The sequence below is a fragment of the Tepidibacillus sp. LV47 genome (assembly GCF_048381575.1).
In the GTDB taxonomy this organism is placed as follows: Bacteria; Bacillota; Bacilli; order Tepidibacillales; family Tepidibacillaceae; genus Tepidibacillus.
On the sequence record NZ_JBLWIF010000002.1, the window covers coordinates 65378 to 82996 of the forward strand.

16 protein-coding genes are annotated in these 17619 nt (G+C 37.0%); 13 read left to right on the forward strand and 3 right to left on the reverse strand.

Features of this window, described 5'->3' with window-relative positions; translation table 11 throughout:
* The first annotated feature begins 7 nt into the window (after nucleotides 1–7).
* Genes fdnG through ACMW72_RS03490 form a run of 3 tightly spaced genes read left to right on the forward strand, consistent with a single transcriptional unit; the run spans nucleotide 8 to nucleotide 4654 of the window.
* Complete coding sequence (gene fdnG / locus ACMW72_RS03480) at nucleotides 8–3088, forward strand: formate dehydrogenase-N subunit alpha (RefSeq protein ID WP_418367450.1); 3081 nt, start codon at nucleotides 8–10, stop codon at nucleotides 3086–3088.
* A gap of 2 nt (nucleotides 3089–3090) precedes the next feature.
* A complete protein-coding gene (locus ACMW72_RS03485) occupies nucleotides 3091–3936 on the forward strand; it encodes a 4Fe-4S dicluster domain-containing protein (protein ID WP_418367451.1) in 846 nt (281 codons plus the stop codon).
* The gene (locus ACMW72_RS03490; RefSeq protein ID WP_418367452.1) at nucleotides 3929–4654 is read left to right on the forward strand and encodes a formate dehydrogenase subunit gamma; all 726 of its coding nucleotides are present in this window, start codon (nucleotides 3929–3931) and stop codon (nucleotides 4652–4654) included. Before ACMW72_RS03485 ends, ACMW72_RS03490 begins: the two co-directional genes overlap by 8 nt.
* A 141-nt stretch (nucleotides 4655–4795) precedes the next feature.
* Here ACMW72_RS03490 and ACMW72_RS03495 read toward each other — a convergent pair whose 3' ends face one another.
* Entirely contained in the window at nucleotides 4796–4978 is a 183-nt protein-coding gene (locus ACMW72_RS03495) for an H-type small acid-soluble spore protein (RefSeq protein WP_418367453.1), read from the reverse strand.
* Between the two features lie 290 nt (nucleotides 4979–5268).
* Nucleotides 5269–6342, reverse strand: coding sequence for an aromatic acid exporter family protein (locus ACMW72_RS03500; RefSeq protein WP_418367454.1), 1074 nt, complete (start codon nucleotides 6340–6342; stop codon nucleotides 5269–5271).
* A 140-nt stretch (nucleotides 6343–6482) separates the two neighbouring features.
* Here ACMW72_RS03500 and ACMW72_RS03505 point away from each other — a divergent pair, with 140 nt between their 5' ends.
* From ACMW72_RS03505 to ACMW72_RS03550, 10 genes are all read left to right on the forward strand, one after another.
* Nucleotides 6483–7154 carry a site-2 protease family protein gene (locus ACMW72_RS03505; protein WP_418367710.1) on the forward strand — a complete coding sequence of 224 codons (672 nt, stop codon included), beginning with the start codon at nucleotides 6483–6485 and terminating at the stop codon, nucleotides 7152–7154.
* A 44-nt stretch (nucleotides 7155–7198) separates the two neighbouring features.
* Entirely contained in the window at nucleotides 7199–8287 is a 1089-nt protein-coding gene (gene ytvI, locus ACMW72_RS03510; RefSeq protein WP_418367455.1) for a sporulation integral membrane protein YtvI, read from the forward strand.
* A gap of 28 nt (nucleotides 8288–8315) precedes the next feature.
* Complete coding sequence (locus ACMW72_RS03515; protein WP_418367456.1) at nucleotides 8316–9122, forward strand: TIGR01457 family HAD-type hydrolase; 807 nt, start codon at nucleotides 8316–8318, stop codon at nucleotides 9120–9122.
* A 155-nt stretch (nucleotides 9123–9277) separates the two neighbouring features.
* Nucleotides 9278–9769, forward strand: a complete 492-nt coding sequence (locus ACMW72_RS03520) for a DoxX family protein (protein ID WP_418367457.1) — start codon at nucleotides 9278–9280, stop codon at nucleotides 9767–9769.
* 246 nt (nucleotides 9770–10015) lie between these two features.
* Entirely contained in the window at nucleotides 10016–10978 is a 963-nt protein-coding gene (locus tag ACMW72_RS03525; RefSeq protein ID WP_418367458.1) for a TIGR01212 family radical SAM protein, read from the forward strand.
* A gap of 113 nt (nucleotides 10979–11091) precedes the next feature.
* On the forward strand, nucleotides 11092–12681 hold the full coding sequence (locus ACMW72_RS03530; protein ID WP_418367459.1) for an ATP-binding protein: 1590 nt from the start codon (nucleotides 11092–11094) through the stop codon (nucleotides 12679–12681).
* A 15-nt stretch (nucleotides 12682–12696) separates the two neighbouring features.
* A complete protein-coding gene (locus ACMW72_RS03535; protein ID WP_418367460.1) occupies nucleotides 12697–13371 on the forward strand; it encodes a response regulator in 675 nt (224 codons plus the stop codon).
* A gap of 132 nt (nucleotides 13372–13503) precedes the next feature.
* A complete protein-coding gene (locus ACMW72_RS03540; protein WP_418367461.1) occupies nucleotides 13504–14520 on the forward strand; it encodes a tripartite tricarboxylate transporter substrate binding protein in 1017 nt (338 codons plus the stop codon).
* A 60-nt stretch (nucleotides 14521–14580) separates the two neighbouring features.
* Nucleotides 14581–15054, forward strand: coding sequence for a tripartite tricarboxylate transporter TctB family protein (locus ACMW72_RS03545; RefSeq protein ID WP_418367462.1), 474 nt, complete (start codon nucleotides 14581–14583; stop codon nucleotides 15052–15054).
* Nucleotides 15055–15074: 20 nt separating this feature from the next.
* Nucleotides 15075–16586, forward strand: a complete 1512-nt coding sequence (locus ACMW72_RS03550; RefSeq protein ID WP_418367463.1) for a tripartite tricarboxylate transporter permease — start codon at nucleotides 15075–15077, stop codon at nucleotides 16584–16586.
* A gap of 175 nt (nucleotides 16587–16761) precedes the next feature.
* Here the strand turns inward: ACMW72_RS03550 and ACMW72_RS03555 are convergent, their stop codons facing one another.
* A complete protein-coding gene (locus ACMW72_RS03555; protein ID WP_418367464.1) occupies nucleotides 16762–17490 on the reverse strand; it encodes a FadR/GntR family transcriptional regulator in 729 nt (242 codons plus the stop codon).
* Nucleotides 17491–17619 lie beyond the last annotated feature (129 nt).

The window sequence follows — 17619 nt, forward strand, 5'->3', positions numbered from 1 at the left end:
GAAAGAAATGCCAAAGCTGACAAGGCGCCAGTTTTTCAAATTTACTGCAGCATCTGTAGCTGCTGCTTACATTGCCGAAAAACAAGCCTTTGCTAAGGAAAATGGAAATGCCAAAGCATATCCATTAATGACAGCAGGTGCAGCTACATCATATGGAATCTGCCACTTTTGTTCTGTAGGATGTGGAATTGAAATTAAAACTAAAGGAAATGAGATCATATCCACAGAAGGATTAAAAAATCATCCGATTAATGAAGGTGCATTATGTCCAAAAGGTCGATCCCTAAAAGAAATGCACAATTCAAAATTGCGACTCACTCACCCATTAGTGCGTAAGCCAGGGAGTGACAAATGGGAACCCATCTCTTGGGAAGATGCGATTAACAAAATTGCGAACAAGATTAAAGAGGTTCGTGATAATACCTTTGAAAAAACGATTACCACCAAAGATGGTAAAGTCGTAAAAGTAAATCGTGTGAATGGAATGTTTAGTTTAGGAAGTGCCGAGATCGATAATGAAGAAGCTTACCTTTATACGAAGTTTAACCGTGCCCTTGGTGTTCAATATTACACACACCAAGCCGAGATATGACATGCGCCAACGGTGGCTAGTTTAGCCCCTTCATTTGGTCGCGGAGCGATGACAAACAGTTTTACCGATATGAAAAATGCAAAAGTTCTTTTAATCGGAGGAAATAATACAGCAGAAAACCATCCAATGGCGATGCGCTGGGTACTAAAAGCACAAAAAAATGGTGCCAAGATCATTGTCGTGGATCCACGTTTTAATCGGACCGCGAAAGTAGCAGATATCTATGCCCAAATTCGCCCAGGGACAGATATCGCTTATCTAGGTGCGATTGTGAAATATATCATTGAGAATAAATTATATGATGAAGAGTATGTCAAATATTACACCACAGCACTTTACAAGGTAAACCCAGAGTTCTCTTTTCATGAAGGTTTATTCTCTGGTTTTGATGAAGCAACACGTACATATAACAAAGAGACATGGACTTATCAATTAGGACCAGATGGGAAGCCATTAGTAGCGGAATCCTTAGATGACCCTGACACTGTCTTTATGAAATTAAAAGAACATTTTAAAGACTATACGTTTGAAAAGGCTTCCCAGGTTACGGGAATTCCAGCGGAAAAAATTAAATTAATTGCCGATACTCTTGTAGAAAATCGTCCAGGAACTATTCTTTATGCTTTAGGAATGACCCAAAAAACAACTGGAGTACAAGGAATTCGCATGTATGCGATCCTTCAATTACTTCTTGGAAATATGGGAATGGCCGGCGGTGGGATCAATGCAAACCGCGGAGAACCTAACGTTCAAGGATCTACCGATATGGCTTGTTTACCACATATCTTACCAGGATATATGCCAGCACCAACGGATAAACATGCAACATTAAATGATTATGCGATGGCATTTGGTACAACAAGAACGAAGCAGACGATTGCATTATTAAAAGCATGGTATGGGGATAAAGCAACTCCTGAAAATGAGTTCGGTTATCATTACTTGCCAAAACGGGATTCAAAAGAAGCATCTCAAGGTCATATTTCCATTTTTGAACATATGAACAAAGGGAAGTTTAAATTAGGATTAATTTTTGGCCAAAATCCAGCGGTTAGTACGCCGAACTTAGAATTGGTTTTTAAGGGTTTATCCAAGTTAGAGATGTTAGTTGTTTCTGAAGTATTCGAAACCGAAACAGCAGCATTCTGGCAACACCCTGGTGCTAATCCCAAAGAGATCAAAACAGAGGTAATTTTATTACCTGCAGCAATGTCTTTTGAAAAAGCAGGTACAATGACCAACTCTGCAAGATGGATTCAAGGGAAACCTGCAGCAGTTCGTCCACCTGGGGAAGCAAAACCAGATGCCGATATCATCTCAATGATTTTATTAAAGTTAAAAGAATTATATAAAAATAGCACTGATGAAAAAGATCGCGCAATTCTCGATTTGACATGGGATTATCATGTAGAAGGCAAAGAAGAAATCGATCTTGAGAAAGTCTTAAAAGAGATAAACGGCTATGATTTAACAACTGGAAAACTATTAAAGAGTGCAGCACAGATCCAAAAAGCAGAACCAGGAACGGTCTCTTCTGGCTTAGGTGGACTTTATACAGGGGTGATTACAGAAGAAGGTAACCATTCATTACGTCACGATAATAGTGATCCAAGCGGCTTGGGAATTTATCCAAATTGGACGTTTGCATGGCCAGGGAATACGCGTATTCTATATAACCGCGGTTCTGCAGATATCAATGGAAAACCAAGGGATAAAGATCGAGCCCTTGTATGGTGGGACGGTACCAAATGGACAGGATATGATCAACTCGATGTGGCAGCAAAAGATAAAGCGCCAAATACACCTGAAGGTTCACAAGTATTCCCTATTGCGGATACAAAAGGTGCTTTATTCCGTGCGGTTTATGCAAAAACACAAAATGAAAAAGTATCGGTAGACCTAAAACCTGGGTATGATCCAAACGTCTTTAAAGTTGCACCAATTTTAAAAGAAGCAGGAATTGCAGATGGACCATTACCTGCTCATTATGAGCCGAAAGAGTCACCGGTAGAAAACGCATTTTATCCAAAACAAAAAAATAACCCATTAATTCGTCCATTCCGTGTACCAGAAATTCAAAAATTAGGAGAGGCAAAAGATTATCCTTATGTTTTAACCACCTATATGCTGACAGAACAATTTTTATCAGGTGGAGTTACAAGAAATACGCCCCAATTGGCTGAATTAATGCCTGAAAATTTTGTGGAAATGAGTAAAAATCTAGCAAAGAAACTTGGCGTGAAATCAGGGGATAAGGTAGTGATTTCAACAGCACGGGGAAAAGTAACCATTTCAGCAATGGTGACCGATCGAATTCAACCGTTAACGATCAATGGCAAACAGATCGAAGTGGTCGGCGTTCCTTGGGGTTGGGGTTTTAAAGGACTGGTTACAGGCGAGTCGATTAATCTAGTCACCAATTCAGTCACTGACCCAAATACGGGTACACCAGAATATAAGGCATGTTTATGTAATGTGACAAAGGGGGATAAATAATCATGGCACAAAAAACGGATAAGGCGATCTTGATAGATACCTCACTTTGTACTGGTTGTAAAGCATGTCAACTCGCTTGTAAGGAATGGCATAACCTACCAGCCACTGAATTTGACAAGGTCCCTGGAACTTACCAAAACCCTGCTGATCGCTCCTTTAATACTTTAACGTTAATGAGATTTGACGAGAAATACGATCAGAAGACGGGTACCTTTGAATGGTTGATTCGTAAAGACCAATGTATGCATTGTTCTGATGCTCCTTGTGTTGCTATTTGTTCAACAGGAGCTTTATACCAACACAAGGAAGGTTTTGTTGCCTTTGACCAAGAAAGTTGTATTGGTTGTGGTTATTGTGCAAAAGCATGTCCATTTGATATTCCGAGATACCAGTATGATGCTTTTACAGGTAAGGATAAGATGAACAAATGTAATTTCTGTCAAGACAAAATCACCAATGGCGAACAGCCTGCTTGTGTCCAAACATGCCCAACTAAAGCCTTAGAATTAATGACCTGGGAAGAAGCGGTGCAAAAAGCCTATAAGAGGGTAGAGCAATTAAAAGATCGTTATCCAAATGCAAATGTCTATGGTGACAAGATTATGGGGGGCACACACTATATTTATGTCTTAACAGAAAAACCTGAGGAATACGGTTTGCCAACGAATCCAAAAACCAATGACTTAGTTGAATTCCGCTCGAATGTGATCAAGCCTGTTACTGAGTTTTTAATGGGCGCTGCCGGAGTAGGATTTTTAGCCAACTTTATCGTTTCTTCCACTTCCTTTAACTTTAATGGCAAAGATGAACCAAAGGATTTTTTAGAGGAGGGGAAGAAACATGAGTAATTCCTATAAACCTACCAAATATGTGAAAAGATACTGTGTTCCCGATCAATTGATGCACTGGACGGTTGCCCTTGGTTTTTTACTTCTACTGGTAACAGGATTTCTGATTTTCTTTAAGGGACCTGCTTCATTACTCACAACTGAAGCAGGGATGTATCTAAGGAAAGGACATCGGATCGGAGCGATTCTCTTTATTGGCGCTCCACTCATTTATTTCATCTTTTCTAGCAAACGCTTTGGTTTTCTCGTTGCTTTTAAATGGAGTAAATATGATTTAGGTTGGTTAAAAGCAGCTCCCAAACATTATTTCGTTGGTGGGGAAGGGATGCCACCACAGGATAAGTATAATACGGGACAAAAATTGTATTATTTAGTCGTCCTTGTCTTTGGGTTTCTTCTTGCTATAACCGGTTTGGCTTTATGGCATGATTGGTTTACGGGTCCTTTAGGAGTATGGATGTTAGTGATGCATGACATTTCTGCGCTGATTATTACCATTTTCTTTGGGATCCATCTACATTTAACGGTATTCCATGCAAGGGAAAGGGAATCATTTAATGCGATGACGACAGGATGGATGGAAGCAGAATATGCAGAACATCACCACAAATTATGGTTTGATAAGGTGAAGTATGATCAAATGATAACCTGTGGTGAAAGAAAGATGCGAAAAATGGAACAGAAGAATCAAAGGAACAACACATCAATCCAAGCATAAATCATAAAGGCACATTTACATCATGTAAGTGTGCCATTTTTTGGAATATACAAAGCTGATGTTGCTTGTATGTTTTAACGCTACTCTGATCCCTCGCGTCTAAAGAATCAGCTTATAGAACATACAAGCCAGTAGAGTCGATTACTTCTGGTCTCCTTCAACAAGTTCACGGACAGGTACTTCAAATGTTTCATTGTCCATGTTGGTGATAACAGCAGTTTCCGTTTGTGGGTTTAGGTTTTGGATCCAAACCGATTGGTCATGATAAAGAACCTCGATGGTGTCTTTTGAATTCAAGATCTCTTCTGCACGAGAGTATTTCATAAAATCACCCCTTTATATGAAATTCATTTGGAAATTGGCGGATTCGCCAATTTTGTTTTTATTATTTTCTATCAAAGGCAAAAAAGTATTCAACTTGGTTCTACAAATGGAGTAAAACTTTCTTCTTACCTTTTTTTCAAGTAAAATACAAGAAGAACTATTTTTTGAAAATGTAATGGTCGACGATATTATTAGTCAGTTGTTTTAGTGCTAAAGAATAAGGCTTGGCTAAGCCAAGCCTTCTCGATTATATCTTCGATAAGATTTTGATAGAAGTTTTTTTTAAAAACTTACTTGATTAAGTTTTGTGAAATTAATTGACCAAGATTCCATTTTTTTTGGATTGTTTCCTTTTCTATTTCCTTTTCCTTTTCTGAATGGAGAAGGGTTAAAATCTCAAGGTAATCATAAATCGATAAAAATAAATGGTGTAATGAAGACCGATCGATAAATTCACTTCTCGTTTCCGGTAAAGGAGATAATTCAAAATATTCATTTAAATGGTTTAGAACGACTTTTGTTCTTTGATAAGTAGAGTAGGTGGTTTCTTCAGGGTGTTGTTGGATTTTGGCTAATAATTCCATCGCCCTTGATACGGGATAAGTTTGAAGGTGGGTTCCAGATATTCTTTTCATTTCCAACATCATATCCTCGATGATCGATATTAATTTTTGAATCGCCTTGAACTTCATGATATAGGATTCATATTGTATCTTGCTATTTGCTGAAAAACAATTTTCGATGCCTATTTCTGCTTTTTTAATCAATCGTTTTATGTCTTTTTGGTGTTGGTAGAATTCATGTAAAGAAAGAGGAAGTTCTTTCTCAGGATTTTTTATCCATTTTGCGATCGATAAGAGATACTCACTGAGAATGGAATAGTAATGATCAATTTCCTCTTTTAATTGCTGATCGTATTTTTGTGGGGCTAATAAGTTGACGATAATACTACTGAGAATTCCAATGATTAAAATCAACAGTTCGCGAAAAGAGAATGAGACGAATTGGTAAAAATCCATAGGGAAAGCATCGAAGACATGGTACATGACAATTACAGATAAAATCAGGCCATCAACCAAACGAAAAGCAACAAGGATCGCAATGATAAGAATCGTACCAAGGCCAAAAATAAGTGGACTTACTCCAAGACTGGTTCCTAAGATAAAACCAACGATTAATGAAAGAATGCTTCCTGCAAATAATGTTGAACCATATTGCACCGTTTTTTTGATCGTTTCTTTCATGCCAATAAGGGTTACTACGCCAGTAAACGTAGTATTGAGATGAAGAAGTTGAGAAACAATGAGAGCAAAGGTAACCCCAATACCCGTTTTTAATATACGCGGACCGATAAACTTTCTCATTTTTACACCTCTGTTCCAAATGCCTTGCAAAACATCAGGTGAACTGATCATCTTATCTGATATTATTATAAAATAAAAATGATAAAATAGATTGAAAGAAATTCTAAAAAATATGTGAATGGAGACTGATTATGGAGAATATTCAGCAATTTCTTTATTACCCTATATCCCAATTACCTTATGTAATTACTGCTTTAATCATTGCTTTTACTGTGCACGAATTTAGTCATGCGTATGTGGCTTATAAACTAGGAGATCCGACGGCAAAAAACGCAGGAAGGCTTACCTTAAATCCCGCTGCCCACTTGGATATATTTGGGACGTTAATGATTTTTATCGCTGGATTTGGTTGGGCAAAGCCAGTTCCCGTGAATCCTTTCCATTTTCGACATCGAAGATTGTCAGGGGCATTGGTTTCATTTGCAGGACCTTTTAGTAATCTATTGATTGCCATTTTCTTTATTGGTCTTTACTTTGCACTATATAAAGGGGGAATCCTATCCAATCTAGGTGAATCGATGTATCTTTTTATCAATCAAATGGTAAACATGATTGTTTCTTTAAATGTCGTTCTCTTTGTCTTTAATCTACTACCTTTTCCGCCACTAGATGGTTATCGCATCATCGAAGATCTAGCACCAGCAGATGTAAGAGCCCGATTAACCCAATATGAACAGTATGGGATTTTTCTCTTTCTATTTCTTATTATCACACCCCTTGGTGATTATGTATTTCAACCTATTTTTCATCAGCTGGTTCCTTATATCTTGAATTCGTTAGTAGCTGCGTTTCAATGGCTGTTTGGATTATAGCTTTATCCATTAGAGAGTATTGACCAAGAGGAGGCTTAACCATTTTGTTTACGTTTTATAAGAAATATGCCAAAACGGTGTTTGATATTTTCCTGCTCATCTTAACGGTTTATTTAATCATGCTTGTTTTTAGTTATGTATATAATATTGCTAAGCCCATTTTTATTGGTTTTGTAATTTATTTGTTGATTGAACCTCTCGCTCGCTTCTTACATAAAAGAGGGATTAAAAAATCAATGGCAACTACCATATCCACTTTAGTTTTTATCTTAATTATTTTAGGAATCGTAGTGACATTTGGAATTATTTTTACCTTACAAATCCAACAATTAGCTGAATCACTCCCTCGATACATCTATTTCTTCCAAGAAGAGTTAATGGCAAAGGCTCATGATATTCAAGGAAAGTTAAGTGCTCTACCTCCTAATGTTGTTGAAAAAGTGCGAGACTATTCGCAAATCATTGCGGATAAAAGCTCAGCCTTTTTATCAGGGGTCTTACTTGGAATTTTTCATTTCTTAACCTCAATCCCTACTCTCGTTGTTAATTTTGTCCTTGGGCTGATTCTGGCTTACTTTTTGAGTCTTGAGATTGTTATGTGGAAACGTTTAGCAGAAGAGAAAACGCCAAAAACATTTAAAAGGGCCTTCTACTTTTTAAAAGAGCATGTCATTAAGGGAATTCTAACTTACATCAAAGCTCAATTAAAGTTAATTAGCTTTACATTTATCATGATCTTCATCGGTTTATTATTATTAGGGATTGAAAATTCATTTTCTATCTCTTTGCTTGCTGCCTTTTTTGATATGTTACCGATTCTCGGGATATCTACCGTGTTTATCCCTTGGATCATTTATTTAATCATAATCGGCAATACCGTACGTGCATTCTGGTTAGGGTTGTTACTGCTTGTGGTGATTGTATTTCGACAAATAGCTGAACCAAAAATAACAGGGGAATCATTAGGGGTATCGGCATTTACCATGCTTTCGTTTATGGTGATTTCCCTCTCATTATTTGGTGTTGCTGGAGTCATCTTATCTCCAGTTCTAGTAATCTTAATTAAAGCGCTTTATGAAAAGGGTTATTTGAAAAAATGGATTCGTATTCCTGAAGATGAATATATAGAATAATTAAGATGAGAGCGGGAAACGACGCTAAATGGATTGGAAAGGAGAAATCTCCATGCTAGGATTCTTAATCGATTTAGACGGAACGATGTACCATGGAAAAGTGGCCATTCCAAAAGCAAAGGAATTTGTTGAAAAGCTTAGAGAAAAAGGACTCCCTTTTTTATTTGTTACGAATAATTCTTCCCGCACCCCTGAAATGGTGGCCAACCATTTACAAGAGATGGGGATTCAAGCATTTGTAGATGAAATTTACACAAGTGCACAAGGTGCTGCTCAATATATGGTAGAACATCAAATCGGTAAAATAGTGTATATGATTGGTGAAGAGGGCTTAGAAGATGCGTTAACAAAAATGGGGTTTATTCTAAGTGAATCTGGGAACGTAGATGCAGTGGTTCAGGGGATTGATCGAAAGTTTACTTATGAAAAACTAGCAAAAGCCATTCAATTCATTCATTTAGGAGCAGAATTTATTAATACGAACCCCGATCATTTACTCCCCTCAGATGAAGGACCGATCCCTGGGGCAGGATCGATTGCAGCAGCCATTCAGACAGCAGCAAAAAAAGAAGCCGTTGTGATTGGCAAACCATCTCCGATTATTATGGAATATGCAATTGAGCGTTTAATGAGAAAAGTACCAACATTAAAAAGGGAAAACATCTGGGTAGTTGGGGACAATTTGCTCACAGATATAAAAGCAGGGGTATTCGCCAAATTAAAAACGGCTTTGGTTTTAACCGGCATCTCCCGTAAAGAAGACCTAAAAGGCTTAGACTACCAACCAAAAATAGTTGCCAAGGATTTAGAGGATTTAATCCACCAATTGCTCTAATTTAGAATAATTCTTGAACATTTTGTGTCTTTAAAATTGTCCGAATTTTGAACGAGATATGACGGAATTGTGAAGTGCCTTTTCATAATTTTACTTTAGATTTATATTTAAGACAAATAGAGCGCTCTATTAAAATCTAAAAAAGGGTGATAGGGATGTTAAAAGCTTTGCGTGGAGACAAAGCGGCAATCTTCTGGGCAATTGTTCGTATATGGTTAGGAGTTCAATGGATTGAAGCTGGTTGGGAAAAATTAACTGGACCAGAAGCTTTTGATGCAAAAGGTTTCTTAATGGGAGCTTTGAAAAAAGCAACAGGCGATCATCCCGCAGTTCAAGGTTGGTATGCTTCCTTCTTAGAAGGATTTGCAATTCCTAATGTGGGTTTGTTCAATTTCCTTATTCCTTGGGGTGAATTTTTAGTAGGATTAGGCCTTATTTTAGGTACTTTTACAACGATCGCATTATTAGCTGGTGCATTTATGAATCTAAACTTTATGCTCGCTGGAACAACATCGACAAACCCAATTTTATATACCGTAGCGATTATCCTATTAGCAATGGGACCTGCAGCATACCGCTGGGGCGTAGATTATTACCTTTTACCAAAATTAAAACAAATGAGAAAAGGACAAAGTGTTGCCTCATAAACTGAATCTCTTCCCTTGCCTTTCCAGTAAAATGGAAGGGCTTTTTTTATATATAAGACCCTCGTAAATAGGTTTGCAACTAGCTTGTATGTTTTAACGTGCTCCTAACCTTATACACGGACAACAAAGCGCGTTGGAATATACAAACCTATTTATATAAATCTTCCAACACCTCAGCCTCCTTTTTAAGCTATGAATATGTTAAAATAGGGTTTAAATGATTGCTGTAATAGAAAGGAACACATCATGAGAATAAATCAGGAACTAGAGCAACCTTTATTATGGGGAAATAAAAGATACCACACATTAAACTATGAATACCGAAAACTTTTTGGCGAAAAAGTGTTCAAAGTTTCTTTAGATGGCGGTTTTACTTGTCCAAATCGGGATGGAACTGTAGCTACTGGAGGATGTATCTTTTGTAGTGCAAGAGGTTCAGGTGATTTTGCTGGTAACAGGCGCTTCGATCTGAAACAACAATTTCGCCAAATAAGGGACAGGCTGCATAAGAAATGGCCAAAGGCAAAGTATATTGGTTATTTTCAAGCCTTCTCCAACACCTATGCACCAGCAGAACAATTAAGGGAAATGTATGATGCGATCTTAGAAGAAGAAGGTGTCGTTGGATTATCCATAGCAACTAGACCCGATTGTTTGCCAGATGAGGTATTAGACGTACTTTCGGAAGTGAATCAGAAAACGAAATTATGGGTCGAATTAGGGTTGCAAACGATCCATGAGCATACCCAAATATTAATTAATCGCGGCCATGATTATCAAGTTTTTTTGGATGGAGTTCATAAACTAAGAGAGCGAAAGATTGATGTTGTTGTTCATATTATTGTCAATTTACCTGGGGAAACGATGGAAGAGATGATGGAAACGGCAAGGGCAGTCGCTAACCTTCCAATTCAAGGAATCAAGATCCATATGCTCCACCTGTTGAAAAAGACACCTATGATGAAATTATATCAAGAAGGAAAACTTCATTTTATGGACCGAGAAACCTATACGAAATTAGTCGTCGACATGTTAGAAATATTGCCACCAGAGATGGTCATCCATCGTTTAACCGGTGATGGACCAAGAGAGCTTCTAGTAGAACCCTTATGGACATTGAAAAAATGGGAAGTATTAAATGGTATTGACCAAGAACTAGAACGAAGAAACACATGGCAGGGAAAGTATTATCTGAACAATCAAGAATAGAGACTGTACTGGTCTCTTTTTTTTTGTATGTTTTCATTAAAATTAGCTGAAAAAATGACAAAATAGAAAAAATATTTTGTATGATTATAGTAGTAGTTAACAAGGGTGGTTTAATGAAAAAAAGACGTCTTCGATTACAAACAAAAATCATGATTTTATCTACGATTTTTAGTCTGATCATTATATTCATATTAGGATTCTACTCTTCTTATCTTTTAACCTCTATCCTAGAAAGGAAGATTGGGGAAAATGCATTAAATATTGCTAAAACAATTGCTTTAATGCCTGAGATTCACGAAGCATTTAAAAGTCAGAATCCAAGTCAAATCATTCAACCCCTTGCTGAACAAATTCGCAAAGAGGTTGGTGCAGAATTTGTTGTCATTGGGAATCAAGATGGAGTTCGTTACTCCCACCCATATCCTGACCGCCTAGGCAAACAAATGGTAGGCGGGGATAATGAACCCGTTTTAAAAGAGGGACAAGCCATTATATCAAAAGCTGTCGGAACATTAGGTCCATCTCTTAGAGGGAAGGCGCCCATCTTTAATGAAAAACATCAAGTAATTGGCGTTGTTTCCGTTGGATTCCTGATTGAAGATATTAAAGAAAAAGAGTACTCACAAATTATTAAGATTATCGGAATCGTGATTCTTGTCTTATTTATAGGAACATTAGGATCACTATTTTTATCTCGGAATATTAAGAAAGATATTTTCGGCTTAGAACCTGATGAGATTTCACAACTTTTTTTACAAAGACAAACCATGCTGGAAAGTATTAAAGAAGGAATTATTGCTGTTGACCAAAAAGGCAGAATCACAATGATTAACCAAGCGGCAAAAGAATTGCTAAAAGACTTTATGGATCAGGAAAATCATATTGGGAAACCAATAAAGGAAGTGATTCCAAATACCAAGTTTATGAATGTATTAGAAACAGGAAAGGCCCAATATGACCAAGAGATGTTGATAGGAAATGAATGGGTCGTTACCAACCAAGTACCAATGATTGTAAAAAATGAGGTTATAGGTGCAGTAGCAAGTTTTCGCCGTAAAACGGAAATAGACCAGTTACTTCAGGAATTATCTGATCATAAAATCTATCTCGATACACTTCGAGCTCAGAATCATGAGTTTGTGAACAAATTATATACCATTTCTGGTTTGCTCCAATTAGGGAAACTACAGGAGGCGATTGAATTTATTACTGAAAAGACGGTTCAAGAGGATAATATGTTTGAATTTTTAAAAGAACATATTGCTGATCCTAAAATGGCTGCTTTTTTCATTGGAAAATTAACTCGTGCAGAGGAACTAAAAGTGAGACTATTAATCGACCCAGATACACGTTATTTATCAAGTCCAGCACTTAGTGTTGATGATTTAATTACGATCTATGGAAATTTAATTGAAAATTCATTAGATGCTGTTCGTGACCAATCAGAACCTTATAGAAAAATAAAGATACGATTAAAACAAACAGAAACATCTATTGATTTTATGATTGAAGATTGGGGAAAAGGAATTGCTGAAGATATAAGCAAGCATATCTTTGAAGATGGTTTTTCAACAAAAGGGGATAAAAGAGGAATGGGTTTAGCTTTAGCTCGTTCATTGGTTAACAAATATAATGGAAAAATATCTTTCTACCAACCGGAACATACAGGGGTAATATTTGAAGTTATCATTCCATTAAAGTAGAAAGAGGGAGAATTTATGTACCGAATCGTGATCATTGAAGATGATTATCGGATTGCGGAAATTAATCGAGGGTTTGTCGAACAAGTGAAAGGATTTCAGGTTGTTGGTATAGCATTGAACGGAAAAACCGGTATGGAGATGATTGACAAATATCAGCCCGACTTAGTGCTTTTGGACGTATATATTCCTGATATTTCCGGTGAAAAGATATTTCGCTTGATTAAAGAAAACTACCCCAAAATAGATATTATCACGATAACAGCAGCAAAAGAGGTTACTACTTTAGAATATTTTCTACGCTATGGTGTCTTTGACTATCTGATAAAACCGATTCGTATGGAAAGATTACAGTATTCTTTAAAGAAGTATCATCAATATAGAGAAAAGCTGAAAAAAGAAAAAGAATTGGATCAACATGAAATTGATTCCATTATGGATAAATCTTTTGCAAACGATCGAGAAAAATCCCCAAAAGGGATCGACCCGATTACATTAGAAAGGATACAGAGGTTTATCGCACAATTACAAACAGGATTTACTGCTGAAGAAGTTGCTAAACAGTTAGGGATTAGCCGTACTACTGCCAGAAGGTATTTAGAGTATTTATTGAAGAAAGAAGAGATAAAAGCAGAACTACGCTATGGAACAGTAGGGCGGCCAGAGCGGGTTTATTGTCCTTTAGATCAATAGTGTTATTCAGTGAACAAAATGAACAAAATGGATTTTAATCATTAAATAAATAGAATGATAGAAATCGTTTTCAATAATGAATTACCATGCTATTCTTAAAACACAGAAAATTAGAAAAAAGGATGGTGGTTCATGTTGAAACGGTTTTCTTTTATTTTAACCATTTTTTTGTTGAGTATTGTTTTAGTCGTTGCAGGGTGTAGTAGTTCTAAACAAACTTCAGGCAATGCAAGTGATATCAAGTATCCGAAAAAAGCGATGGAATTTATCGCACCAGCTGGGGCTGGAGGAGGATGGGATTTAACCATTCGGACGGTAGCAAAAACACTAGAAGATACGAAATTAGTATCTGTTCCAATGCCCGTAACGAATAAACCTGGTGGTGGAGGTGGGGTCGCTTTAGCTTATTTACAAGAAAAGAAAGGTAGCGATTCAATTATAGCGGTATATTCTCCGCCTTTGCTTTTAATTAATTTAACAGGGGCAACGAATTATAGTTACAAAGACACAACGCCGATAGCAAAATTAATTACCGACTATGGTGCATTTGCTGTTTCCAAAAATTCACCTTATAACTCCTTAAAAGATGTAATGGAGGCACTTAAAAAAGATCCAAAAAGTGTGAAGATTGGCGGCAATTCTTCTGCCGGAAGTATGGATCATATCCAGTTTCTTCTTATGGCTAAAGCAGCTGGGGTGAAAAACTTAAGAGATATTGACTATGTGAGCTTCCAAGATAATTCAGGTGCGGCACAAGTGATGGGTGGCCATCTTGATCTCCTCACTTCAGGTTTAGGCGAGGTTAGAGCGTTAGCAGAAAGTGGACAATTGAAAGTTCTTGCAACAACAGCTCCAAAAAGAGTAGGGACGGGAGTTCTTGCTACAATTCCAACTGCAAAAGAACAAGGTATTGATGCGACATTTGAAAACTGGAGAGGACTATTTGGACCTCCGGGAATGCCAGATTATGCGTTGAAATATTGGGAAGATACCCTTGCCAAAATGGTTGAAACGCCAGAGTGGAAAAAAGCAGCAGAGAATAATGGTTGGGATTTAGCTTTTGCAAAAAGTGAAGAATTTAAGAAGTTTTTAGAGGAGCAAAATGAAAAATATAAAGAGATACTGCAGGAAATTGGCATGTTAAAGTAACAACAATAATAAGGAGCCATTTTTTAAATTGGCTCCTTTTTATAAAAGGTGGTGACTTAGGTGAATAAATCAATCATCACTTCCATCGTTGCAATGGTGATCGGTATTGTCTATAGTGTTCAAGCTTACCAATTACCAAGAGCGACAGTTGGAAGTAATATGGCCCCTATTTATTTCCCTCTAGGTTTAGGAGTATTTATGTTTGTTTTTGGAATGATCCTTTTCATCCGAACAGTACTAAAAGAAGGATGGAAGGGAAAGGAATCTATAACGAAGGAAAAAGGGATTAGCTATACGGCAAAGTTGATTACCTTCACAAGCGTGGTAAGTATTATTTATGCTTTCATTTTTGATTTATTTGGTTATGTTTTATCAACGATCTTCTTTATGGGAGCAATTCTATTTGTAGTCAATGGAAAGAAACAATGGAAGGTGAATATCATCGTTTCAATTACATTTTCGCTTGGAATTTATATTATCTTCTCTAAGTTTCTTGGGATCATTTTACCCAAAATCCCATTTATTGAATTTTGATGCAATGGAGGTGATGCAAAATGGAAGTCTTAAAACATTTATTCGATGGGATGTTAGTAGCAATAACGCCAGAAAATCTATTTTGGGTGACTCTAGGGGGAATTCTAGGGACAATCATTGGCATGTTACCAGGCCTTGGACCAGCAACTGGGGTAGCTGTTCTCCTCCCTCTAACATTTACAATGGGCCCAACCGCAGCGTTAATCACTATGGCTGGTGTGTATTATGGCGCAATGTATGGTGGTTCACGAAGTGCAATTTTAATCAATACCCCTGGAGATGGAGCAGCGATTGCATCGACATTTGATGGATACCCAATGGCGATGAATGGAAGGGCGGAAGCAGCATTAGCCATATCAGCAATTGCTTCATTTATTGGAGGAATCATCTCCACCATCATTATGGTTTTTGTAGCTGATCCAGTTGCTCATTTTGCATTAAAATTTGGCCCTGCTGAATATTTTTTATTGATGGTTTTCGCTTTGTCGGCAACCGCCTCTTTAGCCAAAGAGAATTTGTTAAAGGGATTTATCTCCATGATCTTTGGATTGATGATCTCCACAGTTGGCATTGACGCACAATCAGGGGTTGAACGTTTTACTTTTGGTATCATGGAATTACAAACAGGAATCGATTTCCTCGTTGTCATCATTGCGATGTATGCTTTAGGAGAGGTATATAAAAGCTTTCAAAGTATTAAAGAAGGCAAGAAAAAAATGCAAACCAAATTTCAACGGATTTGGATCACCAAAGAAGATTGGAAACGCAGTAAATGGCCAATTTTAAGAAGTACACCGCTTGGATTTTTTATTGGAGCATTACCTGGTGCAGGCGGTACGATGGCTGCTTTAATGGCTTATAATAATGAAAAACAATTGTCAAAAAACCCGAAAGAGTTTGGGAAAGGTGCAATCGAAGGATTAGCCGCTCCTGAGGCAGCGAATAATGCAGCATCAGTCGGGGCATTAATTCCCATGTTAACTCTTGGCATCCCAGGGTCAGGGACGACAGCTGTAATGATGGGAGCACTTCTCATGTTAGGCCTCCAACCAGGTCCAATGTTATTTCAACAACACCCAGATATAACATGGGGTTTAATCGCCAGTATGTTTATCGGGAATGTGATCTTAGCAATAGTGAATATCCCATTAGCTGGATTATTAGTAAGACTTCTAGCGATACCACCAAAAATTTTATACCCAATCGTATTAGGTTTAGCTTTTGTCGGTACGTATGCGATAAGTAATAGTATTGTAGATTTTTATTTACTTGTCATTTTTGGGTTAGTTGGGTACTTTATGGATAAAGCCGAAATTCCGACAGCCCCACTGATTCTAGCAGTTATCGTAGGGAATAGTATGGAACAATCTTTTAGACAGGCATTAACGATTTCAAATGGGAATTTCCATATCTTTATTCAGTCAACCGTATCCGTTGTTCTCATTATTTTAACAGTTTTATCTGTTTTTTATCCCATTGTGAAAGACTGGACGCAAAAAAGAAGAGGGAAACAAATGGAAACCTCTGTATAAAAGTTAAAAAAGAAGCCCATAGAGATATCAATCTATGGGCTTTAAAATATAAAAAGAGAGGGATGTAATAAACCACTTGACAGATTTGCAAGTACATATACGGATCGGTAATGCGATGATAAGGTCATCAGATGTTTATAGTATAAAACAAAAAAAGGGAGGAAACAAGATAAAATCATCCTTTTTTCTTTGCAGAATGATTTGCTAATTCTACGATTTTATCTTCAACGCGCTGTAGATGTTCAAACATTAATGATCTAGCTTCTTGAGGATCCTTTTTTTCAATCGCAAGGTAAATATTCATATGCTCTTTTAAAAGTTGTTCAGGAGTTCCAGGTAAAGAGAATAAAATTTTGCGGTTTGTTTTAAGATTTTTTTTGATCGAGTCGGAAATAGACTCAATGATATAGACAAGCATATTGTTCTTTGTTGCTCTTGCAACGGCATAGTGGAACATCCAATCTGCTTCTTCGTTTTCATCGAGTGTCTTTAAATCTTCTTTCATTTTATTCAGGGCTTTTTCCAGATGAAAAAGATCCTCATTGGTTCTTCTTTGTGCTGCTAATTCAACCGCACCAACCTCGATGATTTTTCTTACTTCCATCAAAGATTTAATCTGATCCATATCGATTAATTGATCGGAAACATCTAAAGATAAAAGGTCGGCTTCAGAAAACTTTTTAACAAAGGTTCCTTCTCCTTGACGAATTTCAATTAATCCCATTGCACTTAGGGCACTTAGGGCTTCTCTTACTGCGCTTCGTCCAACTTGTAGTTCTTCTGCTAGTTCCCTCACAGATAATAATCTTTCCCCTGGCTTTAACGTCCCATCTAGGATCATTTCTTTCAATTGTTCAGCTACCCTTTCGTAAATTTTTTGGGGCTTAATTTGTTTCAACTTCATCGCATACACCTCAACTAAATCATCATCCGTTACAATACTAAATACAGTTTATCACAATCTTTACAAAAAACAGTATCAAAAAAATGAATTGTTAAAAAAATTTTAAAAAAATAAATTTATAACGCTTTT